The following is a 26,820-nucleotide window of genomic DNA, read 5'->3' as shown; positions in this document are numbered from 1 at the left end:
ACAGGTTCGACGCCGGGCTCGGCGCCGGCTGCGGCAATGACCGGGATCGCCGCGGTAGCGGGTTCGGGGACAGGTTCCGGCTCGGCAGTGGATGCTGCAATGACCGGGATCGCCGCGGTAGCGGGTTCGGGGACAGGTCCCGGCTCGGCGGGTGCGGCAATGACCGGGATCGCCGCGGTGGCGGGTTCGGGGGCAGGTTCCGGCTCGGCGGGTGCGGCAATGACCGGGATCGCCGATGTTGGCGGTCCGGGTGTGGTGGATTCGGCGCGGGTGGGCACAGGGACGGCAGGGATGGCGGCAGTCCGGGCCTCTGCTCCAGCAGCGGGACCGCTGGCGGGGGCGCCGGCAGTTTCCGCAGCCAGAACCGCCTGTGCTGCGCGCTCGCGCTCGGCCGCGCGGGCCGCTGCGCGCGTCATGGGCGCCTGGGTGGGAGTGGCCGCGGTGGCGGGTGCCGCCGTCGTGGTTTCTTCACCGGTGACCTGTCCGCTGGGTTGGGCCCGACGGCGTCCGGTTGGCTTGGTGCGCTCGGCGGCCCCTGGGGCACGGCGCGGCTGATCCATGGTTGGGGACATGGTGTTTGCCTCTCAACGCCTGCGAGGTTAGCTGTCGGGTTCGGACGAGGCCGTCCGGCCGCGCATGGCGACTTCACCCCAAGGGCCTGCGGAGAACAGGCCCGGGAACTCTGGGTCCCCCGTCTCTGCCGCGGATCTGGCGGATTCCGGGATGCGGCAGAGCTCGGCGTCAGCCCGGAAGCGGCCCAGCGGAGATTCGGGTCGCCCTTCGAAGGTACAGGAGCACGGAAGTAAAGTCACATTAATGTAACGGACGGAACGCCTAAGGGTGGTCCGGGTCCGCGGCGCCTACCCTTCGGGGTCCGCCCGGGAGTGCCCTGTTTATGCACATAGGGGATTGCACCCTAGCTTTGGGCAGGTACGGGCCGGTAGACATGAGCTATGGATCTTCCCGTGATGCCGCCCATTTCGCCCATGCTCGCCAAGTCCGTCCCGAACATCCCGGATGTCGGGCACTATGAACCCAAATGGGACGGGTTCCGGACCATCGTGTTCAAGGACGGGGATGACATCATCCTGGGCAGCCGCAACGAGAAACCCATGACCCGCTACTTCCCTGAACTCGTGGAGGCGCTGAAGAAAAACCTGCCGGAGAAGTGCGTGGTGGATGGCGAGATCATTCTCATCTCCGGCAACCGGCTGGACTTTGAGGGCCTGCAGCAGCGCATCCACCCAGCCGACAGCCGGGTCCGGATGCTCGCAGAGAAAACGCCGTCCTCCTTCGTGGGGTTCGACCTACTTGCCCTCGGTGACGAAGACTTCACCGGCAAACCGTTCAGGGAGCGCCGCTCGGCGTTGGAAGACGCGCTTGCCGCGGCCGAACCGCCGGTGTATGTGACGCCTGCGGTCACCGACTTGGAGCGGGCTCAGGAATGGTTCGTACAGCTTGAGGGAGCAGGGCTCGACGGCGTGTTGTCCAAGCCGCTCGACGGCATCTACCAGCCGAACAAGCGGGTGATGTTCAAGACCAAGCATGAACGGACAGCGGACTGCGTGGTGGCCGGGTTCCGGTGGCACAAAACGGCGGACGTTGTCGGGTCCATGCTGTTGGGCCTCCATGATGATTCCGGCAAGCTCCATCATGTGGGAGTGGTGGCGTCCTTCCCCATGGCAAAGCGGAAGGCGCTCGTGGAGGAGTTGGAGCCCTACAAAGTGGACATCGGCGACCACCCGTGGGGCGAGTGGGCCAGCCAGGAAGCGGGTGCCGCGGTCAATTCGAGGATGCCGGGCGCCCAAAGCCGGTGGAGTGCGGGCAAGGACTTCTCGTTCGTACCGCTGCGGCCCGAGCTCGTGATCGAAGTGGCCTACGACTACATGGAGGGCGACCGGTTCCGGCACACCACCCAGTTCCGCAGGTGGCGGCCGGACCGGACGCCTGCCAGCTGTACGTACTCACAGCTGGAAGAGCCCGCAGATTACGACCTCGGGGAGATCCTGCGGTTGTCTTAGCGCTACTCCTCGTGCCCCTGGTCCATGCTCATGCTGTCCTCGGCCGGTGGGGTTTCTCCGGGAGGAACTCCGCCGCCCGGCTCAAGGCCGGTCACGTTACCGTTCTCCGGGTCAGGGTTGGCTGAGGCTGCGGGATCGCTGTTTTCGTCCTGGCGCAGGTCCGGGTCTTCGTGGATGCTGTCGGGTTCGGCTGCTCCACTTGCGCCGAAGGTCTGAGGGTCGTCTTCCGGGTCATAGCTGGTCATCGTCAAGCCTTCCTAAGTAACCTTATGATCATGCTTGCACCGCCAGCCTAGCCGGGTGGTCCGGCAGGCAACAAGGGGCGCCGCTGCCGCCTGCCGTCGTCGTACTCCCGATCCTAGGTGTGCGGAGATGTTGCCGACACGAAGCTGCGGATGGCGTCCGCAACCGCCTTCGGGCGCATGTGCTGGGCCACGTGTCCCACCCCCGGAATCTCCACCAGCCGCCCGTGCGGGACCGCCCGCGAGAGGCGCAGCGACCATTCAGGTCCGGCCACGTGGTCGCGGCTTCCGCGAAGAACCAGCACCGGCACATTGACGTGCGACAGGCGCTGTTCAGTGGGGTAGTCCATCATGACCGGCAGTTCGGTGAGGTACCAGCGCGGACCGCAGCGGAGGTAGTCGGACACCACGATCCAGTTGGACGTCGGGCTTTCCCTGAGGAGGCCGTCCAGGAAGAGCGCCAGCGATTGGCGTCGCAGGTTCTTATGCCGGGAATCGACCACGGGCCCCATGAGGACCAGGTGGCGGATGCGGTCGGGCTCGTACAGGGCGGCCTCGATGGCGAACTGCACGCCCATCGAGTGCCCCACCAGGACGTAGGACTCGATTCCGCTGGATTTGAGGGCCTCGGCGATGTACCGCCCATAGTCCTCCACGGAGAGTTGGTGGTCGGGCTTGGGGGTGCCGGCGAATCCGGGCAGGTCCAGCGAGTACGTGGTAGCACCCTCGGCCAGGACCGCGTGGAGCCGGGCGAGGTAGCGGTGGGAGACTCCAATGCCGTGGATCAAAATGTACGCAGGCCCGGCTGGCCGCGGCGCTCCAGGTGCCATGGCAGGGGGCGGTTGGGTTCCCTCCGTCCAGAGGATACGGCCGGTCAGCCCGGAAACTTCGACGTCGGCAGACAGCAATGTTGTCAGCTTCCCCTTGCGCCCGGCCTGGCTTGCCAATCGATCATCCTCGCTGTCTGTGGTGGTGTGTTCAGGACCGTTGCAGGAACACTGCGGCTCCGGGTCCGCTGAGTTCATTGTCCGCTACCGGCCGTCCTGAGACGGCCAGAAGCAGGGAGATGGCAGGCCCCTGCACTTCAGGACCGTGCCCGTGCCTGAAATCGGTATCCGTGGCCACCAGCGTCCATCCGGTGGCGAACTCCTTGCCGCCTCCCATTGCGGTGGTCGTCCGCGCCTGGTATCCGAGGGCGGTGGCTACCGGCGCAGGCGGGTAGCTGCGGGACAAACCCAGCGGACGACGGATGTCCTCGCCGTGGACGAATGCTTCCACCAGCCGCGTTTGCGGCGCTGCCGGCGGTCCGGACGTCCGGCTGGCTGCAGCGCCAAAGGCCCGCAGCGTGCCCTGCGGGTCGTGGGTGCGCTCGCGGGCAACACCCTCGGCATTGTCCCGATCGAAGTCGAAGCGCGCGGTGATCATGCGGCGGATGAAGCCCCAGCGGGTGGTCTTCGCCGTATCCACGAGGTGGGCCACGACATCGTGGACATCCCAGCCGGGACACAATGATGGTGTCCTCCAAAGGTGGTCGGGCAGCGACTGGAGGTCGTCAATAAGCGCGCGGCGTTCCTGATGCACTGTGGGCCAGATGCTGGAGCGGGGACTCAACGCCATACAGCCATTGAACCCCATCCTGTCACGCGGGTGGTTACTCCCGTGCCGCGTCGTCCGATTCCGCGGCATCGTTGGCGTTGTGCGGCCGTGTTCCCGGCGCCTGCGGTGCGTTTGCAGCGTCAGCAGCGTCCCGGCGTCGGGCGATCTTTGATTCGGTCCACATGGCCACCGCGACGAAGACCACGCACGCGAACATGAAGGTGGCCACGAAGTTCAATCCCAAGGCCGATCCCAGGGGTGCGGCAAGGGCCATGGCGGCCAAGCCGGCCACTATATGCCACCCTTTGAAATTGCCCACCAAACAAGCGTAACCCCGGCCTTTATGGGTGCTGGCCCGTTGGCTGGGATCGTTGCTTGATCCTTATCACTCCGACGTCATCCCGACGCCTGTTGCGTGCCGTCCGACGGGGCCTTGGAACCGGCCTCTTCCTGCTTCCGTTTCTGGGTTTCCAGCCAGGTCATGATCGCGGCCTGGCGGATGCGGCGGTGCGTGCCGCGATATTCCACGGGGATCTCGCCCCGATCGGTCATATTGCGCAGGTAGGTGTGCGAGATTCCCGCCAGCTCCGCTGCCTGGGACGTCGTGAGCATTTCTTCCACGCTGCCCACGGTGACCGCTTCGCCCCGGCTGAGGCGTGCGAGAAGATCCACGACGGCGTCCCTCGCCTGGTCGGGGAGGCGATGGACCGTGCCGTCCACAAACACGGTGATGTCGTTGCTGTCCTGCAGGGAGCGCGCGATTTTCCGGGCGTCCTCGGCCGGGAGCCCGGGCGTGACGCGGGGAGCTATCAATGCCATGGCAGAAGCCTAGCGCGCCACTTTGCCCGCCATGACGCCGTTCCGCTGCAAGCACTGGCCGTGCGCAGTGCAGGGTATCCGGCCGCGCCATGAAAACGTGTCAGGAGGACCCGTTGACAGTCAGGAGGTAACGCGCGTAACCTGAATCACACGTTCGAAGTAACGCGCGTTACCTAATCAGGATCCCGGAGCATTCAATGGCGAAAAGCACCACCCCCAAGCAAGCTGCAGCCGTGCGGCAAAGGGGCGTCACCATGAATGACGTCGCCAAGCACGCAGGCGTCTCCAGGACCGCAGTCTCGTTCGTGCTGAGCAACCGCGAAAATGCCAGCATCTCCGAGGAAACGCGCACCCGCATCAACCAGGCCGTGCAGGATCTGGGCTACCGCCCCAATGCCGGAGCCCGGGCGCTGGCATCCCAACGCAGCGACTGGTACGGGATCGTCACCGAGATCGTCACGGCACCGTTCGCCGTGGACATCATCAAGGGAGCCCAGGACCAGGCGTGGCTTGACCGGCGGTTCCTGCTGATCGCGCCCTCCGACCAGGCCGACGCAGCAGGACCCAACCAGGGCATGGAAGATGCAGCCATCGAAAAGCTGCTGGAACAACGAGTGGAAGGACTTCTTTACGCGGCCACGTACCATCGTGGCGTTCACGTCCCGCAGAGCGCCAACGAGGTACCCACCGTACTGATCAACTGCTTCGACGCCGACGGAAAGCTGCCCTCGATCGTCCCGGACGAACGCGCCGGGGGACGGGTCGCCGTCGAGCGTTTGCTCCAAGCCGGCCACCGCAGGATCGGCGTTATCAACCTGGACCCGGACATCCCCGCAGCAGTGGGCCGGCTGGAGGGTGCCCGCGAAGCACTCGCCAACGCCGGGCTGGAGCTGGACCCTGACCTGGTGGTTTCCGGGAACGCGACCGCGGACGGCGGCTATGAGGCAGCCGGCCGCATCCTGGACCACTATCCGGTGGGTGCAGGCAGGCCGACCGCCCTGTTCTGCCTCAACGACCGCATGGCGATGGGCGCCTACGACGCCATCAAGGAACGGGGCCTGACCATCCCCGGAGATATCGCCGTGATCGGCTTCGACAACCAGGAACTGATCGCGGCCTACCTCAGGCCAAAACTGACCACGGTTGCGTTGCCGTTCGAACAAATGGGCGCCCTGGGAGTCAGGACGCTCGCCGCTCTCACAGCAGGACAGCCGATCACTGCCGACCAGCAATTGGTCGACTGTCCGCTGCTAGAACGCTCCTCGGTCTGACCGCGAAATCACTTCCGAAGAGCAAACCCCTCACCCATTCCTTCACCTCGGACGATGAAGACAGGAAAGAGATACCCATCATGACACAACCCCGATTCCTCAGGGCTGCCCGGATCACGGCGGCCGGCCTGGCGGTGGGCGCCATGCTGCTGACCGGCTGCGCCGCCACGGGCGGAAACAAGAACAACGACGCCGGAGCGAACGCGAGCGCGCTCCTCACCATTCCGCGCGAGGACATGGGCACGTTCGTCCAGAACTTCAACCCGTTCGCTCCCACGGTGAACCCGATGGTCCAGCAGTCCATCTACGAATCCCTGCTGATCTTCAACCCTGCCAAGGGCGACACAGTGCCGTGGCTGGCAACGGAGTGGAAGGCGGCCGAGGACGGCAAATCCATCACCTTCACCCTGCGCGATGGCGTGAAATGGTCGGACGGCCAGCCGCTGACAGGCGATGACGTGGCCTACACCTTTGAACTCCAGAAGAAGCTCAAGGGCGGTTTCGAATACCTGGACACCGTGACGGCAGAAGGCAACAAGGTCACTTTCGCCTTCAACAAGCCGTGGTCTCCGGCCTTGTACGACGTCGGCCAGCTCACCATCCTGCCCAAGCACATCTGGTCAGCCCTGGCGGACCCGGAAAAGGACCCGAACGCCAAGCCTGTGGGCACCGGACCCTACACGGAGGTGGACAGCTTCCAGGCCCAGTCCTTCGTTCTGAAGAAGAACCCCAACTACTGGCAGCCGGAAAAGCAAAAGATCGCCGGCATCAAGATGCTCGCCTTCGCGGGCAACGACGGCGCCAACCTCGCCGCTGCGAACGGCGACGTTGACTGGGCCCCGCAGTACATCCCGAACATCGAAAAGACGTTCGTTTCCAAGGACAAGGAACACCGCCAGTACTGGTTCCCTCCCACGGGCGCCATGATCAACTGGCAGCTCAACACCACCAAGGCGCCGTTCAACGACGTTGATGTCCGCAAGGCGCTCAGCATGGCCGTGGACCGCGACCAGGTGACCAAGATCGGCATGAGCGGTTACGCCAAGCCGGCAGACTGCACGGGCCTCTCCGGCAACTACGAGACCTGGAAAAACAGCAAGGTCAAGGACAACTGCACCTGGACCAACCACGATGTCCAGAAAGCCAACGAACTCCTGGACAAGGCCGGCTACGCGAAGGGCGCGGACGGCAAGCGCACGCTGAAGGACGGCACGCCGTTCGAGTTCAAGATCTCCGTGGGCGCTTCCTCCTCCGACTGGCTGTCCGTGGCCAACGTGATCGCCCAGAACCTCGCTGAAATCGGCGTGACCGCCAAGGTCGATTCCCCGGACTGGGCTGCCGTGGTGGCCGGGTACGAGACCGGCGACTTCGATTCCGGCATCGTGTGGTCCGCCAACGATCCCAGCCCGTACAAGTACTTCAACACCTCCATGGGTTCGGCGACCGTGAAGCCGGTGGGCACCAAGACCTTCGACAACTACCACCGCTTCGGCGACCCCAAGGCTGATTCCCTGCTGGCCGAGTTCGCTGCAGAGTCCGATGAGTCCAGGCAGAAGGACATCGCCAACAAGCTCCAGGAAGAGTACAACGACGTGGCACCCCTGGTGCCGCTCTTCTCCGGCCCCGAGTGGGGCGCGTTCAACGACACCCGCTTCACCGGCTGGCCCACCCAGGACAACCCGTACGCCACCCTGTCCGTCCGGGCTCCCACCACGGTGCTCGTCCTGACCACGCTGGAACCGCGCAAGTAGCATAGCCGGCTATCCACCGCACGCCCGGCGGCCTCGTCGCCGAAGGACAGCCCGCCGGGCGTGCCCCCAAACGTCTCCGCAATTCCCGAATTGGAGGGAAACCGTGCGCTTCATCCTGCGCCGACTGGGTTTCTACCTGATCGCCTTCTGGGCATCCATCACCTTGAATTTCCTGCTCCCGCGCTTCATGCCCGGCGACCCCGTGTCCCGCATGTTTGCCCGCTCCCAGGACAGAATGCAGCCCGAACAGATCGAGGCCCTGCGCAAACTGCTGGGCGTTGACGACCGTCCCATCTGGGAGCAGTACGTCGACTACCTGCACAACGTCTTCACCGGCCGGATGGGCGTCTCCATTTCCCGGTTCCCCACCCCGGTGACGGAGGTCATCTCCTCCCAGATCGGCTGGACCCTCCTGCTGGGCGGGACCGCGCTGGTGATTGCCGCCGTCGTGGGCAACCTGCTGGGGATCGTGGCAGCCTGGCGGCGCGGCGGGGCGATCGACTCCGCACTCCCGCCGGTGCTGGTGTTCATCGGTTCCTTTCCGTACTTCTGGCTGGCCATGGGGGCGCTGTACCTGTTCGGCGTGGTGCTGGGCTGGTTCCCGATCCGCCACGCGTTCTCCGACGGTTTGGAGCCCGGGTTTACGTGGGAGTTCATCGGCGACGTCGGTGCGCACCTGGTGCTGCCCGCGTTGACGATCGTGCTGGTCTCGATCGGCGGCTGGATGTTGGGGATGCGCAACACCATGATCGCCACGAACTCCGAGGACTACATCCTGATGGCCGAGGCCAAGGGGCTTCGCCCGGGACGCATCATGCTCCGCTACGCCGCCCGCAACGCCATGCTGCCGTCGGTGACGAGCTTTGGGATGGGCCTGGGGTTCGTGGTGGGAGGTGCGCTCCTCACCGAGGTGGTGTTCGCCTACCCCGGCGTCGGCTACCAGCTCCTCAACGCCGTGCAGGGCCTGGACTATCCGCTCATGCAAGGGCTGTTCCTGACCATCACCGCCGCCGTGCTGCTGGCCAACTTCCTGGTGGACATCCTCTACGTCCGCCTCGACCCCCGCGTGCGCAGCAACTAGGAGGAACATCATGGCAACCGCAATCCTGCAGCAGCCCACCAAGGCCGCTGCCAAACCCAAAACCAACCGCAGTTTCCTCCGCGGGCTGCTCGGCAACAAGAAGGCCTTGTCCGGCATGGCCGTGATGGTCGTGTTCATTGTGCTGGCCCTCCTTGCCCCCGTCTTGTTCCCGGGCGATCCTTCCCGGATCACGGCGATGGCTTCCATGGAGCCCGACGCCGAACACCTGCTGGGCACCACCGCCAAAGGACAGGACGTGCTGGCCCTGACCATCCACGGAGCCCGCAGCTCCCTGCTGGTGGGACTGACGGTCGGCTTCGCCTCCACCTTCATCGGGATACTCGTAGGGCTGGCCTCGGCGTACTTCGGCAAGTTCATCGACGATGCCCTGTCGCTGGTAACCAACGTCTTCCTCCTGCTGCCCGGCCTGCCGCTGCTGGTCATCCTGGCAGCATTCCTCCCACCGGGGCTTGGCACCGTGATCCTGGTGCTGATCGTCACCGGGTGGGCCGGCTCCGCCCGGGTGTTGCGCTCGCAGGCCCTGTCCATCCGCTCCAAGGACTTCGTGGCAGCCGCCGTGGTCTCCGGGGAACGGGCAGGCCGCATCATGTTCCGCGAAATCCTGCCGAACATGGCATCGATCGTCATGGGCACGCTCCTGGCCTGCGTCATCTACGGAATCGGTGCCCAGGCGGGCCTGGAGTTCCTGGGCCTGGGCGATGTCAGCACGGTCTCCTGGGGCAACAACCTGTTCTGGGCCGGCAACGAGGGCGCACTGCTCACAGGAAGCTGGTGGGTCTTCGTGCCATCCGGGGTGTGCATCGCGCTCGTCGCTTTCGCCCTGGCCCTCATCAACTACGCCGTGGACGAGATCACCAACCCCCGTCTCCGCAAGATCCGGAAGCCAACCGCCGTGTCCACGACCCGCGGAGCCCACGCCACCGCAGAAAGGAGCGCGGCACTGTGACTGTTTCACAGGTTTCCTTCGGCTCCCACGAGCCCGTCCTCGAGGTCAGGAACCTCACTGTCCAGTACGTCGGCGACACCCGCTCCACCACCGCCGTGGACCGCGTCTCCTTCAGTATCGGCACGGGCGAGGTGTTCGGCCTGGCGGGTGAGTCCGGGTGTGGAAAGTCAACCATCGCCAACTCGATCATGCGCCTGCTCAAGGACCCGGCAAAGATCGCAGGCGGCAGCATTTCCTTCGGCGGGAAGGATGTCCTGGCCATGGGCCCGGAGGAACTGCGGAGGTTCCGGTGGCAGGACGTCGCCATGGTCTTCCAGTCCGCCATGAACTCCCTCAACCCGGTCCTGACCATCGGTGAGCAAATCGTGGACATCTTCACCACCCATGCCGGCTACTCGCGCAAGGAGTCGCTGCGACGGGCCGGCGAACTGCTGGAACTGGTACGGATCGACCGGTCCCGCCTCAAGTCCTACCCGCACCAGCTCTCCGGCGGCATGCGCCAACGGGCCGTGATCGCCATGGCCGTGGCCCTCAAGCCCTCCCTGCTGATTCTCGACGAACCCACCACCGCCCTGGATGTGGTGGTGCAGCAGGAGATCATGGCCCAAATCAAGGACCTGCAGCGCGAACTGGGCTTCTCCGTCCTCTTTATCACCCACGACATGTCCCTCATGGTGGAACTGTCCCACCGCATGGCCGTGATGTACGGCGGGCGCATCGTGGAAACCGCCAAAGCGCAGGACGTCTACAAGGACCCCCGCCACCCCTACACGCAGGCCCTCATGGGAGCGTTCCCGCCCCTCACCGGTCCCCGGCTTCCGTTGGCGGGATTGCCCGACGGCGTGAAGTTCCGGAACATCCCCGACCTCGCCGAAGCAGCACCCGGCCATTTCGTGGCCCCCTTCAATGCCGACGTCACCACTTCCGATCCGCTCTCCCTGGAAGGAGCTGTCCGATGAGCCACGCGGCCGTCCAGGCAAACACATCCACGGCACCTGCCGGCCAGGCGCCAGCCCTTGAAGTCCGCGGACTGGGCAAGTCGTTCCCTGTCGGTGGCCTGTTCTCCCGCCAGTCCGTCCGTGCGCTCCACGGAGTGGACCTGTCAATCGGCCGCGGCGAGATCGTTGCCTTGGTGGGGGAGTCCGGTTCCGGCAAAAGTACCCTGGCCCGGTGTGTGGCACGGCTGGAGAAGCCGAGCGAAGGCGCCATCCTGGTGGACGGCGTGGATGTCCTCAAGCGCGACCGTTTCCAGGCCTCACGGGCGTTCCGATCCCAGCTGCAAATGGTGTTCCAGGACCCCTTCGGCTCCCTGAACCCGGCCCACAGGATCGAACATTTCCTGCGGCGCTCGCTGGCCATCCACGGCAAGGGCGGTACCGGCACAGGCGGTACCGGCACAGGAATCCAGGAGCGGCTGGAGGAGCTCATGACCACCGTGGGCCTGCAGGCGGACATGCTGAACTCCTACCCGCACGAGCTCTCCGGCGGGCAACGGCAGCGCGTGGCCATTGCCCGTGCGCTGGCGGTGGAGCCCGCGGTGATCCTTGCCGATGAGCCCACCTCCATGCTGGATGTTTCCGTCCGGATCGGCGTGCTGAACCTGATGCGGAAGCTGCGGGACGAGCAAGGCATCTCCATGCTGTACATCACCCACGACCTCGCCTCCGCCCGATACCTGGCCGACCGCACGGCCGTGATGTTCGCCGGGGAACTGGTGGAGGAAGGGGAGTCCCTGGACCTGCTGGCCAACCCTGCCCATCCGTACACGCAGCTCCTGGTGTCAGCGGTTCCGGACCCCTCGCGCGCCGGGTCCTACGACCCCGTCCGCCGCGCCGAACTGCGGCAGGCCGTCATGGCCTCCACGCACTGCCCGTACAACGGCGACCTGGACCAGCCGTGCTCGGCCCACCAACCGGTCCGCCACCGGATCGGCGACCCTGCCGGCAGGCACTGGGTCCGCTGCCACCTCTACCGGCCCAGCTCAGGCGCGGGCGGTCACGCGCTCGCCAGTGAACCGGCAACCGGGCAGCCCGCTGGACCCGGCCACCCGGCGTCGAACCTTAACGAAAAGAAGGCTTCCGCATGACTGAACTGACCCACCCGCTCGCCACGGTTCCCCGCGACGAGCTGGTTGCCCGTGCCGAAGCCGACCCGTTGCGGCCGCGTTTCCATTTCGTTGCACCGGCCGGCTGGCTCAACGACCCCAACGGCGTCTGCCAGTGGGACGGCACCTACCACCTCTTCTACCAGTACAACCCCGAGGGCGCCTTCCACCACCGCATCCAGTGGGGCCACGCCACCAGCACCGACCTGGTCACCTGGACCGACCAGCCGGTGGCGCTGGAACCGTCGGCGGGTCCGGATGCGGACGGCTGCTGGTCCGGCGTGTTGGTGAACGACGGCGGCACGCCCACGATCGTCTACTCCGGCCGCCTCGGCGAGCGCGAACTGCCGTGCGTCGCCGTGGGGTCGCCCGATCTGGCCACGTGGACCAAGATTCCGCAGAACCCCGTCATCGCCGCCCCGCCCGCCGGCGTGGACATCACCGCCTACCGGGACCACTGCGTGTGGCGCGAGGGCACCGTGTGGCGGCAGCTGGTGGGTTCTGGCATCCGCGGGCGGGGCGGGACGGCGTTCCTCTACGAGTCCGCGGACCTCCGGACCTGGGACTACGTGGGTCCGCTGGTGATCGGGGATGCCTCCCAGGGCGACCCCGCCGGCAACCACTGGACCGGCACCATGTGGGAATGCGTGGACCTGTTCCGTGCCGGGACTGGTTCCCTGGGGTCGGTGCCGGAGGATGGCTCACCCGATGTGCTGGTCTTCTCGGCATGGAACGACGGCGACACCCGCCACCCGCTGTACTGGACCGGCAGGTACGCGGGGGACTCGTTCGAACCCGCTGCCCTGCACCGCCTGGACTACGGTGGCCGGTTCTTCTATGCGCCCCAGTCTTTCCTGGACGAATCCGGGCGCCGGATCATGTTCGGCTGGATGCAGGAAGGGCGGTCCGACGCAGCCATGGTGGAGGCCGGCTGGTCCGGTGTGATGAGCCTGCCGCGCGTGGTATCGCTGGCGGACGACGGCACCCTCAAGTTTGCCCCGGTGCCTGGGATCACCGCGCTGCGCCAGGAGCACGTGACCCTGCCGGGCCGGGTGCTGGTGGGCGCCGGGACGCCCGTGGATACCGGAGTCCGCGGCAGGCAGCTTGACCTGGAACTTGAGGTGCAGCTGTCGCCGGGGGCGGTGTTCCGGTTGGCCGTGCTCACGTCCGATGACGGTGCCGAGACCACGGTGGTGGAGCTGTCGCGGCCTGTGGATCCAACGCAGCCGGACGGCGTCCTGCGCCTGGACCGCACCCGGAGCAGCCTCGCCCCGGCTGCTGGGGCGGCGGCCCCGGCACTGGATGAGGTGGATGTGGAGGAGAAGTCCGGACCCGTTCCCTTGGTCGACGGGCACGTGTGCCTGCGCGTCCTGGTGGACCGGTCCGCCGTCGAGATCTTCGCCAACGGCAAGCCGCTCACGGCCCGGGTGTATCCCAGGCTCGGCGGCGGGAACGTCACCGTGTCAGCGGCGGCCGGAACCGTACGCCTGCTCAGCTTCGACGCCTGGACGATGGCCGATATCTGGACCGCCCCCACAGCCCCAGCCACCCAACCCCAAGCCGCCCAACCTCAAGGAGGTACCCGCACCCTCTTCCCGTAGCACCAACGCTCTATCACCTAATCGACGTTTTCCCCGGACCCTCTCTCACTAAAACGCAGGTTCCGGGGAACGCTCTCTCACTTCGAGATCAAAGGCGATCTGTTATGCACAAGAGAATAGTTGCGGGCCTCACAGCAGCGGTCCTCGGTGTCGGCTTCGCGGGGACGGGAGTCACTGCCCCGGCAGTGGCGCTCAACCCCGCGCCCGTCACCCTCAACAGCACCACCAGTCCCATCCCCGACGTCGCCGGCACCAGCGGCACGTGGACCCGGACAGCGCAGGGCGGGTACACCGCCGTCGCGCCTTCCGGGCAGAACGCGGCGGCAACCAGCGAGCAGGTGATTGCCGGCACCGCCCGCTACACAGCCTCCGTAAAGGTCGACGGCGGCAGCCCTTACGGTGTGGGGGCGCTGGTTTTCCGGGCGACTCCCGACGCCGGCGCAGGCTACGCAGCCACGATCGACCCCAACCTGGACCGGGTGAGGTTGTTCGACCTCGCGAACGGCCAGGACATTGTGGCACCCGTACCGCTGCCGCTGAACACCGGGCAGTCCTACAGCGTGGATGTCCACGTGGACGGGCCGCGGATCTACGTTGCAGTGGACGGAGTCTCCCGCATTGACGCCACGGACCACCGCTATGAATCCGGCCGGGTGGGACTCCACGCGTTCAACGGGACTGTGGCCTTCGGGACACCGGGCGTCCGGACCATCGATGCGAATGTCCACGGGTGGGGCCTCACCGGGGGCGGATGGTCGGCCACGGCTACCGGCTTCCGCGGCGCCGCTCCGGCGAACACCAACATCCGCGCCATCGCCACCGGCCAGTCGCCCACGGACGTGGACTTTGCCACGGACATCCAGGTGACGTCCCAGTACGGCGTGGGCACGGTGTTGTTCCGGACCAACGCGTCGGGTACCAACGGGTATGCGGCAGAGGTCGATCCCAACGCAGGAAGGCTGCGCCTCTACCGGGTTTCCGACAACGCCACGCTGGGAACCTACACAACGGCCATCGCCCTGGACAAGGTTTACCGGCTCCGGGTCACAGCCCTGGGCAGCAACTTGGCAGCCCACTGGCAGACCGACTTCCTGGACCCCAACGGTGCCACCCCCTCGATCACGGCCACGGATTCCACGCACGCTTCCGGGCACGTGGGCGTCGGCTCCTACAACGGGACTGCGGTCTTCCAGAGCATGACATTGCGCGGGCTCGAGACCTCCTTGCAGGGGTGGCGTACTCCTGCCGGTTCGTGGGAGCCGGATGCGGCAGGGCTTCGCGCCTCTGCGGCGAGCGGCACCGCGGTCCGGTTTATCCCGGCGGTAGCGTCCGACGTCGTTGCCTCCTTGGACCTGACCGTCACCTCGCCCTCGACCGCCTCAGTGGTGGTCCGCAGCGGTGCCGACGGTGCGGGCGGGCTGGAACTCAGGGTGGACCCGGCGACGGGAACCGCCAAACTGTACAACCGGGCCAGTTCCGCGCTGCTGCTCTCCGGCGCCCTGCCGGGCCACAGCTTCAAAGCGGGGCAGCTCAACCGCGTCCAGTTGACGGCCCGCGGTACGGAAGCCTCGGTACTCATCAATGGCACCCCCGTACTGAATGGCCAGGTTCCAGCCGCTGCAGGCACGGGCTTTGCGTTGCTGGCCACCGGCACGGCCTGGTTCCAGAGCGTCCGCGCGGACAACGTGGACCAGTACATGAACGGCCTCTACCAACCCGGCTACCACTACACCCAGAACTCCGGAAACAGCTCCGACCCCAACGGCCTGGTCTACCTGGACGGTGAGTACCATCTCTTCCACCAGGACCGTGGACGCTGGGCCCACGCGGTGAGCTCCGATCTCCTGCACTGGAAGCAACTGCCCATCGCGTTGCCGCACATGGCGGCGGGGGAATCGTGGTCAGGGTCGGCCGTGGTGGACGCTTCCAACGCGAGCGGGCTGTTTCCGGGTGGGGCCGGACTTATCGCCTACTACACGAGCTTCAACCATGATGCTCCCAACGGAAACCAGTCGGTCCGTGCGGCGTACAGCACGGACAAGGGCCGCAGTTGGCAGACCGTCCAGGCCGCACCCGTGGTGGAAAACCCGGGCGGCCCCAATGGCGGCTGGGACTTCCGGGACCCCAAGGTCGCCTGGGACGCGACCTCCGGCAGGTGGGTCATGGTGGTGGCCGGCGGAGACCACATCCGCTTCTATTCCTCCACAGACCTGCTCCACTGGACGTTCAAGAGCACCTTCGGCTACGGCGACTGGGTGCGGGGCGGGGTCTGGGAGTGCCCGGACTTCTTCGAACTCCCTGTGGAGGGACAGCCCGGCGTGAAGAGGTGGGTCCTGTGGTGGAGTACAGGGGCAGTACGCGCCACCAACGGTTCAGCCGCGCAGTATGTCACCGGAAGCTGGAACGGTACGTCGTTCACCCCGGACACCCCTGCCTCGACCGTGCTGCAAGCCGACCATGGCCGGGACTACTACGCCGCCATGAGCTTCTTCGGTGCCCCTGACAACCGGCGGATCATGATCGGCTGGATGTCCAACTGGGACTACGCCTTCAGCCCGCCCACGGGCCGGTGGAACGGGCAACTGTCCGTGCCGCGCGAGGTCAAACTGGTGGACGTACCCGGTGCCGGGCTTCGGCTGACGCAGGCTCCCGTGGTGGAGGAACAGTCGCTGCGCAGTTCCACCTGGCAGGTTTCGGATGTCCCGGTAACGCCGGCCTCCGCGAACCCGTTGGCCGGAGCCTCCGGACGTTCGTTCGAGCTGGAGGCCGAGGTCGGAATCCCATCGTCCGGCGGCGCTTCCTCCTTCGTCTTCGGGCTCCGCAAGGGGACTGGCTCCACCGGTGCGCAGGAGACCAGCGTGAAGTACGACGCCGGAGCTGCCGCCCTGACCGTGGACCGCGGAACCTCCGGGCGGGAGGACTTCACCCGGTACTTCGCCGGCTCGGCGCAGGACAATTCCACGGCGCCATGGGCTTCCACCACGGTGGGCTCTGAACGGCGGATCAAGCTGCGGGTCCTGGTGGATGCTTCCTCGGTGGAGGTCTTCGGAGGTAACGGCACGGCAGCCATCACATCGCTGATCTTCCCGGACCCGTCCTCCACAGGGCTGTCCTTCTCGGCCACCGGAGGGAATGCCCGGCTGGTGTCCGTCAAAGTACACCAGCTCAGCGACACTGCCCGCCTGACCAGTGCGCCGCCGTCGGGCATCCTGCCTCCCGCCACCGGATCAGCCCGCCACAACCTGGGCGCGTATGCGGTGGTGCCCGGCGGGACATGGGAAGCCACGGGCGCAGGGTTGGCCGGAACGTTCGACAAGGACTCCACAGCCCTGAGCCAATCCACCTATGCCAACGTGCGCGTCCAGGCCACAGTGCGGTTCGGCGGCGAGGCCTTCGCCGGTGAACTCCTGAACCGCGACCTGGCTCCGGAGAAAGGCTACGGCGGTGCGGGTTCCATGCTGCTTCGGTCCTCTGCGGACGGATCCAGTGCCTACTACGTGAACCTGGACCCCAACCTCCGCGTAGTGCGGGTGTTCAAGCTGGTCAACGGCGTGTTCACGGTCCTGGCGAGCGTGCCTTCCGCCGTGGGCCATGGGGTGGGCTACTCCGTGGATGCCGCTGTCATCGGCAGCAGGATCACGGTGTCGGTGGACGGTGCGCAACTGATCGACGTCACGGACACGGCCCTGTCCTCGGGCAGGGTGGGCGTGAACGTCTTTGACGGCCGGGCCGCCTACCAGGACGTGCTGGTGACGGCCTTGCCATAGCCCGCGAAACGGACCTGGGCAGTACAGCTAGACGGCGTCCAGGTCCGTTTCCAGCAGCTTCACCAGCGCATCCAGCGCAGCGTCGGCACCCTCACCCTCTGCCCGCAGCACCACGACGTCGCCCTTGGCAGCCCCGAGCGTCATCAGGGACAGGATGCTGGCGGCGTCCATGGCTTCGTCAGCGGGTTCGCCCTGCATGGCGATCGTGACATCCACGGGCTGCTCGCCTGCTGCCTCCGCGAAGAGGGCGGCAGGACGGGCATGGAGGCCGGAGCTGCTGGCGATGGTTGCTGTGCGTTCGGGCATGGGTTTCTCCTTGCGGTTGGTCGTGGCTGAACTGGTCGTGCGGGACTAGAGGCCGAGCTCTTCGAGCACGGGGAGCTTGGCGCGGACCCACTCGCGGGCCTCGGTGGCGCTGGGCGCTGAGAGGGCCAGCCGCGCCAGTTCCTGTGCCTGTTCCAAGGTGACCGTCTTCAGGACGGTTCCGACGGCGGCCAGCGAGCGGGCGGTCATGGACAGGGTGGAGACACCCAGTCCGGCGAGGACGACGGCGAGGGCCGGGTCCGCGGCAGCCTCACCGCAGACGCCGATCGGCTTGCTGTCCCCTTCGCGGCCGGACGCTTCCAGCGCCGAGCCTTCCACGGTGAGCTGGACCAGCCGGAGGACCGCCGGCTGCCACGGAGTGTTCAATTCCGCGAGCGGGCCGAGCTGCCGGTCCGCAGCCATGGCGTACTGGGTGAGGTCGTTGGTGCCCAGCGATGCGAATCCCACTTCCCGGAGCACGGACGCCGCAGTCAACGCTGCCGAGGGCACTTCCACCATGACGCCGGGGGTCTTGAGGCCGGCCGCGGCACACAGGGACGCGAACCGCCCTGCTTCGGCTGCCGTGGAAATCATCGGTGCCATGACCCAGACATCGGCTTCGGATTCCGAGGCAGCCTGGGCGATCGCGGAGAGTTGCCGTTCCAGCACGCCCGGCGTGGTGAAGTCGGTGCGGTAGCCGCGGACACCCAGCGCAGGGTTGGGCTCGGTGGCATCCGTGAGGAAGGGCAGCGGCTTGTCGGCGCCGGCGTCCAGCGTGCGGAGGACCACTTTCTTGCCGGGGAAGGCATCGAACACGGCCTTGTAGGCCGTGGCTTGCTCATCCACGGAGGGCTCGGTGTCGCGTTCCAGGAAGCAGAATTCCGTGCGGAACAGGCCAACGCCTTGTGCGCCCAGGCCTGCAGCGGCCACGGCGTCCTTGGCACCTCCGACGTTGGCCAGGAGCGGCACCAGGTGGCCGTCCGCCGTCGTGCCGTTTCCGTCGAAGGAGGCAAGCGTGGCGGAGGTTTCGGCCCAGGCGGCGGCGGAAGCGCGCTGTTCCCCCGAAGGAGAGGCTGCGACAAAGCCGGCGGCGCCGTCCACATAGATTTCGGTGCCGTCGGCGATCCCGTCCACACCGTGCGCCGCCACCACGGCAGGCAGCCCCAGGGAGCGGGCGATGATGGCGGTGTGGGACTGCGGGCCGCCGCCGGAGGTAACCAGCGCCTGCACGACGTCGGGATTCAGCGTTGCGGTGTCGGCGGGAGCGAGGTCTTCGGCCACGAGGATGAACGGCGTTGTGGAGGCGGGGATGCCGGGAGCAGGGACGCCGCGGAGTTCGGCCACAATGCGGGCACGGACATCCAGGACATCGGTGGCGCGCTCGGCCATGTAGCCGCCGAGGTTGTGCAGCATTTCGGAGACGGATGCACCGGCTTCCCAGATGGCGCGCTCGGCCGAGGTCCCGCCGTTGATGAGCTTGGTGGCCGACTTCAGCAGCATGGTGTCCTTGGCCATGAGTGCGGTGGCTTCGAGGACCGCCTTGCCATCACCGGAGGCGGATTCGGCACGGTTCTTCAGTTCGTCATGGACGGATTGCGCTGCTGCCTTCAAGCGCGCGACGGCGTCTTCCGGACTTGCGTCCGCGGCGAGCCGTTCGCCTGACGGTGGTTCGCTGACTGGCTTGGGCATCTGGCGGACCGACCCGATGATGCGGCCCGGGCTTACCCCTACTCCCTGGAAATTCTGCACTGAATCCTCTGTTCCTGCTGGTTGGTCAAGACCCCCCGGCGTCGGCACCGAGAGCCTGCGAAACTTAGCTTACAAAATTCCCTTGTGAGCTACTTCATATAGCAATGCTATAGGTGCTAGGGTAGCGGTTATGAGTTTCGATGACCAGCTTCCGCCCAAAATTCGGTTGCTTCGCGCAGCTGCCGAATTGCTGGCGGTTTCTGAAGGGTCAGCGGTCTCAACGCGCCAGATCACCAAGCTTGCCGGGGTCACGGCGCCAACGCTTTACCACCACTTCGGCGACAAAGAGGGCCTGTTCGACGCCGTTGTTTCGGCCGGTTTCGAAGAGTATGTGGCCGGAGAGCGCGATTTTGCACCGTCCGGGGAGCCCCTGGAGGATGTCCGGCGGATGTGGGACAACCACGTCCAGTTCGGCCTCACCCAGCCCCACCTGTACTTGGTGATGTTCGGCAACATCCGTCCGGAAAGCCGCCCGTCCATCGTGGCCGACGCGGAAGCCCTCCTGGAGGAAATGCTGAACAAGGCCGCCATCGCCGGTCAGCTCAACGTGCCGCCCCGCGAAGCTGCACGCAGCATCCTCGCGGCCAACGTGGGCGTCACGCTCATGCTGATCGCAGAACCGGTGGAAGAGAGGAACCTGGAGCTTTCCACCATGACCCGGGATTCCATGATTTTTGCCGTCTCCACGGACACCGCCCGTGGCGCCGCAGCGGAGGATTCCGGCAAATCCTCCGTGGTTGTTGCGGCAATCGCCCTGAATGCGGCACTGCAGGCCTCGCATTCGGACCAACTGTCCAGCTCTGAACTGAAGCTCTTCCTGGAATGGCTTCACCGCATTTCCAGCAGCTCCTAAGGCTGCTCTCTCGATCTATATCGACTGACCCCGCGCCGCCGCGGGACACACGTTAGGAATTCACATGGCAACAGAGACCGTTGCGAAGCCCCGCACCAGCCTGCGCGTTGGCGTCCAAAAGTTCGGAACCTTCCTGTCCGGCATGATCATGCCCAACATCGGCGCTTTCATCGCGTGGGGCCTGATCACAGCACTCTTCATCGAGAAGGGCTGGATCCCCGTTCCTGCCCTCGGTGGCTTCGGCACGAATGCCGAGGGAGTTCCCAACGTGGGCCTGGTTGGCCCCATGATTACCTACCTCCTTCCGCTGTTGATCGGTTACACCGGCGGCAAGATGGTCTACGACGTCCGTGGTGGCGTGGTGGGTGCCATCGGAACCATGGGTGTCATTGTCGGCGCCGGTATCCCCATGTTCATCGGCGCCATGATCATGGGCCCGCTGGGTGGCTGGACCATGAAGCAGCTCGACCGCATCTGGGACGGCAAGATCCGCCCCGGCTTCGAGATGCTGGTCAACAACTTCTCTGCCGGTATCTGGGGAGCCATCCTCGCGCTCCTCGGGTTCTACGGCATCTCCCCGGCCGTCACGGTGTTCAGCCAGGGCGCCGGAAACGTAGTGCAGTTCCTGGTCAACAACGGCCTCCTGCCGCTGACCAGCATCTTCATCGAGCCGGCCAAGGTCCTGTTCCTCAACAACGCCATCAACCACGGAGTCCTGACCCCGCTTGGCATCCAGCAGTCGCTGGAGCAGGGCAAGTCAATCCTGTTCCTGCTCGAAGCCAACCCCGGCCCGGGCTTGGGCATCCTGCTCGCGTACATGTTCTTCGGCCGCGGTGCAGCCAAGGCGTCGGCGCCGGGCGCTGCGATCATCCACTTCCTCGGCGGCATCCACGAGATCTACTTCCCGTACGTCCTGATGAAGCCGATCCTTATCCTCGCTGCCATCGGCGGCGGCATGACCGGCATCGCCACCCTGGCCATCACCAACTCCGGCCTTGTTGCTCCCGCTGCACCTGGATCCATCATCGCGGTGATTGCACAGACCTCGCGCGACAGCTACATCGGCGTGATCCTCTCGGTTGTCCTGGCCACCGCCGTCTCCTTCCTGATCGCATCCCTGATCCTGCGCACGTCCAAGAACAAGGGCGAGGACGACCTCAGCGAGGCAACGTCCCGCATGGAAGCCATGAAGGGCAAGAAGAGCTCCGTTTCCTCCGCGTTGGTCGGTGAAGGCGCTGCGGCCACCCGCGGCGAGGGCACTGTCCTGACCCGCCCGGTCCGGAACATCGTGTTCGCCTGCGACGCCGGCATGGGTTCCAGCGCCATGGGAGCCTCGGTGCTGCGCAACAAGATCAAGGCGGCCGGTTTCCCGGACGTCAAGGTCACCAACTCGGCCATCGCCAACCTGAGTGACACGTACGACGTGGTGGTGACCCATGAGGATCTCACCGAACGCGCCCAGCCGCGCACCTCAAGTGCCGTGCACTACTCGGTGGACAACTTCATGAACAGCCCCAAGTACGACGACATCGTCGAGTTGGTCCGCTCCAGCAACAGCGGTGACGCAGGCACGACGGCGGAAACCACCGCCGGTGCGCCCGCCGCCGCAGCTGCGGGTACCGGAGCTGCCGGTACCGCGCCGGGGACGAGCCATGGTGCCCATGCCGCTGAGCCGGCTGCCGCCGTCGGGGGCAAGGGAGTGCTGCTCCGCGACAGTGTGGTCCTGAACGGCAAGGCCGGCGACCGCGATTCCGCGATTGACGAGGCCGGGCAGCTCCTGCTGGACCGTGGTGCCGTGGACGTGAGCTACGTGCACGCCATGCACGAGCGCGAGGAATCCGTCTCCACGTACATGGGCAGCTTCCTGGCGATCCCGCACGGCACCAACGACGCCAAGGACCACATCAAGCATTCGGCAGTGTCAATCGTCCGTTACCCGGAGGGAATCGACTGGGGCGGCAAGCAGGTCAAGTTCGTGGTCGGAGTGGCCGGCCTGAACAATGAGCACCTCCACATCCTGTCCACCATTGCCAAGATCTTCACCAACAAGGCCCAGGTGGCCCAGTTGGAGGAGGCAACCACGGCGGATGAGGTCCTGGAGCTGTTCGGAAAGGTCAACGCATAGTGAAGGCAGTCCATTTTGGGGCGGGCAACATCGGACGCGGATTCGTGGGGCTCCTGCTGCACGAGGCCGGCTATGAAGTGGTATTCGCGGATGTCGCGGATGCGCTGATCAGCCAGCTTGCATCCGCTGACAGCTACGACGTGCACGAGGTCGGCGAGAACGCCGCGGTCAAGACCGTGGACGGTTTCCGGGCGCTTAACTCGGGCACGCAGGAAGCCGCGGTTGTGGAGGAAATCTCGACGGCGGACGTGGTCACCACTGCGGTGGGGCCGCACATCCTGAAGTTCGTGGCGCCGGTGATTGCCCGGGGACTGGCCGCCAGGTCCGCTGACCTGGCGCCGCTGCAGGTGATGGCCTGCGAGAACGCCATCAACGCCACGGACCTCCTGCACCAGGAAGTCCTGGCTGCCTGGGACGAGTCGGCCGGGGACCTCGATTCCCTGGCTGTCTTCGCCAATACCGCGGTGGACCGCATTGTCCCCAACCAGGCGCCGGGCCAAGGCCTCGACGTCACCGTGGAGACCTTTTACGAGTGGGTGATCGACCGGACTCCGTTTGGCGGGAACGTCCCGGTCATTCCGGGTGCAACATTTGTGGATGAGCTGGGGCCGTACATCGAGCGCAAGCTGTTCACGGTGAATACCGGGCACGCATCGGCGGCGTATTTCGGGTACCAGGCGGGGCTGGAGAAGATCTCCGACGCCATGGCTGACCCTTCAGTGGCAGCGAAGGTCCGTGCTGTCCTGGAAGAAACCAAGGAACTCCTGGTCGGCAAGCACGGCTTCGAGGAAGCTGCGCAGGAAGCGTATGTGCAGAAGATCCTGTCGCGCTTCACCAATCCGCACTTGCCGGACACCGTTGTTCGTGTGGGCCGTGCGCCGCTGCGGAAGCTGGGCCGGCACGAGCGTTTCATCGGCCCCGCGGCTGAGCTCGCCGAGCGTGGCTCAACTCCGGTAGCCCTGCTCGAGGCCATGTCAGCGGCCCTTCGTTTCGACGATGGCTCCGATGACGAGGCCGTAGAGCTTTCCACCATGCTCGCCGAGCTTCCTGCTGCCGAACTGGTGGAGCGCGTCACGGAACTGACCCCGACGCATCCGCTGTTCCCCGCCCTGGAGAAGCTCGTGGTGGACCGCCAGGCCGAATCCTGATCCTCTCTCACCAAACACCCCCTTAAGGCCGACCCTCTCTCACCAAAGCCCCCCTTAAGGCCGACCCTCTCTCACCAAAGACCCCCTTAGGGCCGACCCTCTCTCACCAAACACCCCCTTAAGGCCGGCCCTCTCTCACCAAAGACGCTCGTAGGGCCGGCCCTCTCTCACGTCCTTCCGGAACGCTGGATTCACGTGAGAGAGCATCGCCGGAAAGGGGGTGTTTGGTGAGAGAGCATCACCGGAAAGGGGGTGTTTGGTGAGAGAGCGTTTGGGTCTACGAGGGGAGAAAAAACGTGACTTTGGCCACAATCGCCCCGGGGAGAGGCTTTCGGTTTTGAAGTTAGCCTCACCTTACTAATAGAGTCACAGGAGCAATTAGGCAACGTAACTGTGACGTATTAGTGAGCGGAGTACCGGCGTGAAAAAGAGGCTGTCAAGCTACATCGGGGCAATGGCTGCAGGGGCGGCCTTGCTGGCCGTGACTGCGTGCGGAGGCGGGGCCACTGCGTCCTCGCAGGCCGGGGAAGCCACGACCATCACCATCGAGCACGCCCAGGGCTCCACCGCCAACGTTCCCGTGAACCCGCAGAAGGTGGTCACGTTCGACCTCGGCGTCCTGGACACCATGGACGCTCTCGGTGTCGACCCCACCGGTGTACCCGAGGCCAGCTACCCGGACGCCCTCAAGAAGTACTCCGACGCCAAGTACTCCAAGGTTGGCTCCCTCAAGGAACCCGACTTCGAAGCGGTCAGCTCCGCAGCCCCGGACCTGATCATCATTTCCGGCCGCACTGCCGGCGCCTACGGTGAATTGAGCAAGATCGCCCCCACCATCGACCTCTCAATCGATGCGGCCAAGCCCATGGAGAGCTTCAAGGAGCAGACCGAAAAGCTTGGCAGGATCTTCCAGAAGGAAGACGACGTGGCCGCCAAGCTCGCCGAGGTGGACAAGACCGTTGCCGACACCAAGACCAAGGCTGCTACCGCCGGCAAGGGCCTGATCGTCCTCACCTCGGGCGGCGAAGTCACCGCATATGGCGCCGGCTCGCGCTTCGGCATCATCCACGACGTCCTGGGCGTCCCCACGGCCGCCGACGTCAAGTCCGAGGGCTCCCACGGTGAGGCCGTTTCCTTCGAGTACATCAAGGAAACCAACCCGGACATCCTCTACGTGATCAACCGCGACACCGCCATTGGAACCGCCGGGTCCGCTGCCAATCCGATCCTGGACAACGAACTCGTAAAGTCCACCAACGCAGCCAAGAACAACAAAATCGTCAACCTCGATCCCGCCGGCTGGTACATCGTGGGCTACGGACTGAACAACGTCCAGGCCATGGTCACCGCAGTGGCCGACTCGGTCGCCTGACTCTTCCTGAGGTGACAACTACAGCCGTGCGCGCCACGGCACCAGCACGCCGCAACCGGACGGGCCAAACAGCCCGCCTGGTTGCGGCCGCTGCCGTTGTGCTGGTGATCGCGGTTGGCAGCATCTTCGTTGGCGTCAGCGACGTCTCGCTCCAGTCGTTGTTGGCGAACGACGCCGGAACCTGGGAAATCTTTTGGGTTTCGCGGGTGCCGCGCACCTTGGCTGTGGTCCTGGCCGGGATGGCGGTGGCCGTCGCTGGACTGATCATGCAACTCATGGCGCGGAACCGGTTCGTGGAGCCCTCCACGGTGGGGACCGTGGAATCCGCGACGCTGGGAATTTTGGTGGTGACCGTGCTTGCCCCGGAGTCTCCGATCCTCACCAAAATGATCGTCGCCAGCGTCTTCGCGATCCTTGGCACGGCCCTGTTCCTGGCGATCCTCCGCCGGCTCCCGGCCCGCAACACCCTGCTCATTCCTTTGGTGGGCATCATGCTGGGCGGCGTCATCGCGGCTGTCACCACCTTCTTTGCCTACCGCTTCGACCTCCTCCAAACGCTCAGCAACTGGATGATTGGCGACTTCTCCGGTGTGCTGCGTGGCCGTTACGAGTTGTTGTGGATTGTGGCCGTCCTGGTTTTGGTGGGCCTCTTTGCCGCGGACCGGTTCACTGTGGCCGGCATGGGCCAGGACTTCACCACCAACCTTGGCCTCAACTACGCGCGCACCATGCGGCTCGGCCTGATGATCGTGTCGCTGATCTCAGCCGTAGTTGTGACAACCGTTGGTGCCGTTCCGTTCCTGGGGCTCGTGGTCCCCAACATCGTGTCCCTGCTCTTTGGTGACAACCTGCGCCGCGCTGTTCCGTGGACCGCCTTGTTCGGTGCCGCGTTCGTGCTGGTCTGCGACATCATTGGCCGCACCATCAGGTTCCCGTACGAGGTTCCGGTGGGCATGGTCATGTCGGTGCTGGGTGCCGTGATGTTCCTTTTCCTGCTGTTGAGGAAGCGAAATGCCTGAAACCTCGCTCATGCCGCCGGTTTCCCCGGCATCACTGTCCGTACGGACCCGCCTGCGCGAGGCCGCCCGAAGCACCCCGCCGGGACTGGTGGTCACTGTGCTGGCGATTGCCGCCGTCGTGCTTGTTGCCGTTTTCCTGATGATCGACCTCAAGGGAAACGTGGCCTATGTCCTGCCGCGACGCGGGATCAAGGTGTCCGCCATGCTGCTGGTGGCCGTGGCGGTGGGTGTTTCCACGCTGCTGTTCCAGACCGTAACGGCCAACCGCATCCTGACCCCGTCCATCATGGGTTTCGATTCGCTGTACATCCTGGTGCAGACCGCCCTGGCGTTCGTGGCCGGAGCAGCGACGTTGGCAGCCGCGCCGTCCACGGCAACTTTCGGCCTGGAAATTCTGCTGATGGTGGGGTTCAGCGCATTCCTGTACCGGTGGATGTTTACGGGGGCTGCGAGGTCGTTGCATCTGCTGCTGCTGGTGGGCGTGGTGTCGGGCACGCTGTTCCGGGGTATGTCCTCGCTGCTGCAGCGGCTCATGGAACCGAGCGAGTTCATCATCCTGCAGGACTTGTTCTTTGCGAGCTTCAACAATGTGGACCCGGGCCTGCTGGGCGTTTCTGCGCTGCTGGTAGCGGCCGTCTGCGCGGGAGTCTGGCGCATGCGGCACACGCTCGATGTCCTGGCATTGGGCCGCGACGTGGCGATCAATGTGGGCGTAGACCACAAGCGCGTGGTGATGCGGGTGCTCCTGATGTGCTCGCTGCTCGTGGCGGTTTCCACTGCCCTGGTGGGGCCGGTGACGTTCTTCGGGTTGCTCGTGGTCAGCCTTGCCTACCAGGTTTGCCGCGGATTCCGGCATGCCTGGTTGCTCCCGATCGTGGTGCTGCTCGGCGCGATCGCGCTGGTGGGCGGGCAACTCATCCTGGAACGGGTTTTCGGTTTTGCAACGGCGCTGAGCGTGATCATAGAATTCGCCGGCGGCATCCTTTTCCTCTACCTCCTGCTGAAAGGCTCGCTGAAATGACCGGGGTCCG

22 protein-coding genes, 1 pseudogene and 1 riboswitch are annotated in these 26,820 nt (G+C 65.6%); of the genes and pseudogenes, 15 read left to right on the top strand and 8 right to left on the bottom strand.

All coding sequences use genetic code 11. The annotated features are described in order from the left end of the window. Positions 1-560 (bottom strand): annotated as a pseudogene (locus ACSVIE_RS13125) (hypothetical protein); the annotation flags it as partial. Positions 561-574: 14 nt separating this feature from the next. Next, a riboswitch (cyclic di-AMP (ydaO/yuaA leader) is annotated at positions 575-724 on the bottom strand. A gap of 229 nt (positions 725-953) precedes the next feature. Between ACSVIE_RS13125 and ACSVIE_RS13120 the strand changes: the two are divergent. Further along, complete coding sequence (locus ACSVIE_RS13120; protein ID WP_442424130.1) at positions 954-2,021, top strand: ATP-dependent DNA ligase; 1,068 nt, start codon at positions 954-956, stop codon at positions 2,019-2,021. Positions 2,022-2,023: 2 nt separating this feature from the next. On the opposite strand, the gene ACSVIE_RS13115 is transcribed toward ACSVIE_RS13120, so the two are convergent. The 5 genes from ACSVIE_RS13115 to ACSVIE_RS13095 all read right to left on the bottom strand — a co-directional run bounded on the left by ACSVIE_RS13115 (position 2,024) and on the right by ACSVIE_RS13095 (position 4,678). Then, entirely contained in the window at positions 2,024-2,266 is a 243-nt protein-coding gene (locus tag ACSVIE_RS13115) for a DUF6480 family protein (RefSeq protein ID WP_442424129.1), read from the bottom strand. Between the two features lie 113 nt (positions 2,267-2,379). Next, positions 2,380-3,180 carry an alpha/beta fold hydrolase gene (locus ACSVIE_RS13110; protein ID WP_442424133.1) on the bottom strand — a complete coding sequence of 267 codons (801 nt, stop codon included), beginning with the start codon at positions 3,178-3,180 and terminating at the stop codon, positions 2,380-2,382. 61 nt (positions 3,181-3,241) lie between these two features. After that, on the bottom strand, positions 3,242-3,880 hold the full coding sequence (locus tag ACSVIE_RS13105) for a maleylpyruvate isomerase family mycothiol-dependent enzyme (protein WP_426004639.1): 639 nt from the start codon (positions 3,878-3,880) through the stop codon (positions 3,242-3,244). Positions 3,881-3,914: 34 nt separating this feature from the next. After that, entirely contained in the window at positions 3,915-4,178 is a 264-nt protein-coding gene (locus ACSVIE_RS13100; RefSeq protein ID WP_442424128.1) for a hypothetical protein, read from the bottom strand. 77 nt (positions 4,179-4,255) lie between these two features. Then, positions 4,256-4,678 (bottom strand): helix-turn-helix domain-containing protein, encoded by a 423-nt coding sequence (locus ACSVIE_RS13095; RefSeq protein ID WP_442424127.1) that lies wholly within the window; start codon positions 4,676-4,678, stop codon positions 4,256-4,258. Between the two features lie 197 nt (positions 4,679-4,875). Between ACSVIE_RS13095 and ACSVIE_RS13090 the strand changes: the two genes are divergently transcribed. From ACSVIE_RS13090 to ACSVIE_RS13055, 8 genes are all read left to right on the top strand, one after another. Further along, complete coding sequence (locus ACSVIE_RS13090) at positions 4,876-5,949, top strand: LacI family DNA-binding transcriptional regulator (protein WP_442424126.1); 1,074 nt, start codon at positions 4,876-4,878, stop codon at positions 5,947-5,949. Between the two features lie 80 nt (positions 5,950-6,029). Then, entirely contained in the window at positions 6,030-7,700 is a 1,671-nt protein-coding gene (locus tag ACSVIE_RS13085; RefSeq protein ID WP_442424125.1) for an ABC transporter substrate-binding protein, read from the top strand. Between the two features lie 103 nt (positions 7,701-7,803). Further along, positions 7,804-8,781, top strand: coding sequence for an ABC transporter permease (locus ACSVIE_RS13080; protein ID WP_426004632.1), 978 nt, complete (start codon positions 7,804-7,806; stop codon positions 8,779-8,781). 10 nt (positions 8,782-8,791) lie between these two features. Continuing rightward, positions 8,792-9,748, top strand: coding sequence for an ABC transporter permease (locus tag ACSVIE_RS13075; protein WP_442424124.1), 957 nt, complete (start codon positions 8,792-8,794; stop codon positions 9,746-9,748). Continuing rightward, complete coding sequence (locus ACSVIE_RS13070; RefSeq protein ID WP_442424123.1) at positions 9,745-10,707, top strand: ABC transporter ATP-binding protein; 963 nt, start codon at positions 9,745-9,747, stop codon at positions 10,705-10,707. The genes ACSVIE_RS13075 and ACSVIE_RS13070 overlap by 4 nt, the downstream gene beginning before the upstream one ends. Beyond that, positions 10,704-11,834, top strand: coding sequence for an ATP-binding cassette domain-containing protein (locus tag ACSVIE_RS13065; RefSeq protein WP_442424122.1), 1,131 nt, complete (start codon positions 10,704-10,706; stop codon positions 11,832-11,834). Before ACSVIE_RS13070 ends, ACSVIE_RS13065 begins: the two co-directional genes overlap by 4 nt. Beyond that, positions 11,831-13,453 (top strand): glycoside hydrolase family 32 protein, encoded by a 1,623-nt coding sequence (locus ACSVIE_RS13060; RefSeq protein ID WP_442424121.1) that lies wholly within the window; start codon positions 11,831-11,833, stop codon positions 13,451-13,453. Before ACSVIE_RS13065 ends, ACSVIE_RS13060 begins: the two co-directional genes overlap by 4 nt. Positions 13,454-13,557: 104 nt before the next feature. Continuing rightward, a complete protein-coding gene (locus ACSVIE_RS13055) occupies positions 13,558-17,220 on the top strand; it encodes a GH32 C-terminal domain-containing protein (protein ID WP_442424120.1) in 3,663 nt (1,220 codons plus the stop codon). Positions 17,221-17,247: 27 nt separating this feature from the next. Here ACSVIE_RS13055 and ACSVIE_RS13050 read toward each other — a convergent pair whose 3' ends face one another. Both ACSVIE_RS13050 and ptsP read right to left on the bottom strand, forming a co-directional pair. Continuing rightward, positions 17,248-17,526 (bottom strand): HPr family phosphocarrier protein, encoded by a 279-nt coding sequence (locus ACSVIE_RS13050; protein WP_426004625.1) that lies wholly within the window; start codon positions 17,524-17,526, stop codon positions 17,248-17,250. Positions 17,527-17,571: 45 nt separating this feature from the next. Beyond that, entirely contained in the window at positions 17,572-19,272 is a 1,701-nt protein-coding gene (ptsP, locus tag ACSVIE_RS13045) for a phosphoenolpyruvate--protein phosphotransferase (protein WP_426004624.1), read from the bottom strand. A gap of 130 nt (positions 19,273-19,402) precedes the next feature. Between ptsP and ACSVIE_RS13040 the strand changes: the two genes are divergently transcribed. From ACSVIE_RS13040 to ACSVIE_RS13015, 6 genes are all read left to right on the top strand, one after another. Next, positions 19,403-20,125: a TetR/AcrR family transcriptional regulator gene (locus ACSVIE_RS13040; RefSeq protein ID WP_426004623.1), complete on the top strand. Its 723-nt coding sequence runs from the start codon at positions 19,403-19,405 to the stop codon at positions 20,123-20,125. Between the two features lie 64 nt (positions 20,126-20,189). Next, positions 20,190-22,250, top strand: coding sequence for a PTS mannitol transporter subunit IICBA (locus ACSVIE_RS13035; RefSeq protein ID WP_442424119.1), 2,061 nt, complete (start codon positions 20,190-20,192; stop codon positions 22,248-22,250). After that, a complete protein-coding gene (locus ACSVIE_RS13030; RefSeq protein ID WP_426004621.1) occupies positions 22,250-23,398 on the top strand; it encodes a mannitol-1-phosphate 5-dehydrogenase in 1,149 nt (382 codons plus the stop codon). Before ACSVIE_RS13035 ends, ACSVIE_RS13030 begins: the two co-directional genes overlap by 1 nt. Before the next feature lie 421 nt (positions 23,399-23,819). Next, a complete protein-coding gene (locus tag ACSVIE_RS13025; RefSeq protein ID WP_442424118.1) occupies positions 23,820-24,770 on the top strand; it encodes a siderophore ABC transporter substrate-binding protein in 951 nt (316 codons plus the stop codon). Between the two features lie 11 nt (positions 24,771-24,781). Beyond that, positions 24,782-25,789, top strand: coding sequence for an ABC transporter permease (locus tag ACSVIE_RS13020; protein WP_426004618.1), 1,008 nt, complete (start codon positions 24,782-24,784; stop codon positions 25,787-25,789). After that, positions 25,782-26,810 (top strand): iron chelate uptake ABC transporter family permease subunit, encoded by a 1,029-nt coding sequence (locus ACSVIE_RS13015; protein ID WP_442424117.1) that lies wholly within the window; start codon positions 25,782-25,784, stop codon positions 26,808-26,810. Before ACSVIE_RS13020 ends, ACSVIE_RS13015 begins: the two co-directional genes overlap by 8 nt. The last annotated feature ends 10 nt before the right edge of the window (positions 26,811-26,820 follow it).

Source organism: Paenarthrobacter sp. NCHU4564 (assembly GCF_052156435.1).
Lineage (GTDB): Bacteria > Actinomycetota > Actinomycetes > Actinomycetales > Micrococcaceae > Arthrobacter.
This window is presented reverse-complemented; position numbering and strand designations above follow the sequence as displayed.

Excerpts from the sequence above, each read along its gene's own strand:
- ACSVIE_RS13050 (WP_426004625.1), bottom strand. The coding sequence starts at position 17,526 with ATGCCCGAACGCACAGCAACCATCGCCAGCAGCTCCGGCCTCCATGCC.
- ACSVIE_RS13095 (WP_442424127.1), bottom strand. The coding sequence starts at position 4,678 with ATGGCATTGATAGCTCCCCGCGTCACGCCCGGGCTCCCGGCCGAGGAC.
- ACSVIE_RS13120 (WP_442424130.1), top strand. The coding sequence starts at position 954 with ATGGATCTTCCCGTGATGCCGCCCATTTCGCCCATGCTCGCCAAGTCC.
- ACSVIE_RS13065 (WP_442424122.1), top strand. The coding sequence starts at position 10,704 with ATGAGCCACGCGGCCGTCCAGGCAAACACATCCACGGCACCTGCCGGC.
- ACSVIE_RS13015 (WP_442424117.1), top strand. The coding sequence starts at position 25,782 with ATGCCTGAAACCTCGCTCATGCCGCCGGTTTCCCCGGCATCACTGTCC.
- ACSVIE_RS13060 (WP_442424121.1), top strand. The coding sequence starts at position 11,831 with ATGACTGAACTGACCCACCCGCTCGCCACGGTTCCCCGCGACGAGCTG.
- ACSVIE_RS13040 (WP_426004623.1), top strand. The coding sequence starts at position 19,403 with ATGAGTTTCGATGACCAGCTTCCGCCCAAAATTCGGTTGCTTCGCGCA.
- ACSVIE_RS13075 (WP_442424124.1), top strand. The coding sequence starts at position 8,792 with ATGGCAACCGCAATCCTGCAGCAGCCCACCAAGGCCGCTGCCAAACCC.
- ACSVIE_RS13085 (WP_442424125.1), top strand. The coding sequence starts at position 6,030 with ATGACACAACCCCGATTCCTCAGGGCTGCCCGGATCACGGCGGCCGGC.
- ACSVIE_RS13035 (WP_442424119.1), top strand. The coding sequence starts at position 20,190 with ATGGCAACAGAGACCGTTGCGAAGCCCCGCACCAGCCTGCGCGTTGGC.
- ACSVIE_RS13090 (WP_442424126.1), top strand. The coding sequence starts at position 4,876 with ATGGCGAAAAGCACCACCCCCAAGCAAGCTGCAGCCGTGCGGCAAAGG.
- ACSVIE_RS13115 (WP_442424129.1), bottom strand. The coding sequence starts at position 2,266 with ATGACCAGCTATGACCCGGAAGACGACCCTCAGACCTTCGGCGCAAGT.
- ACSVIE_RS13055 (WP_442424120.1), top strand. The coding sequence starts at position 13,558 with ATGCACAAGAGAATAGTTGCGGGCCTCACAGCAGCGGTCCTCGGTGTC.
- ACSVIE_RS13105 (WP_426004639.1), bottom strand. The coding sequence starts at position 3,880 with ATGGCGTTGAGTCCCCGCTCCAGCATCTGGCCCACAGTGCATCAGGAA.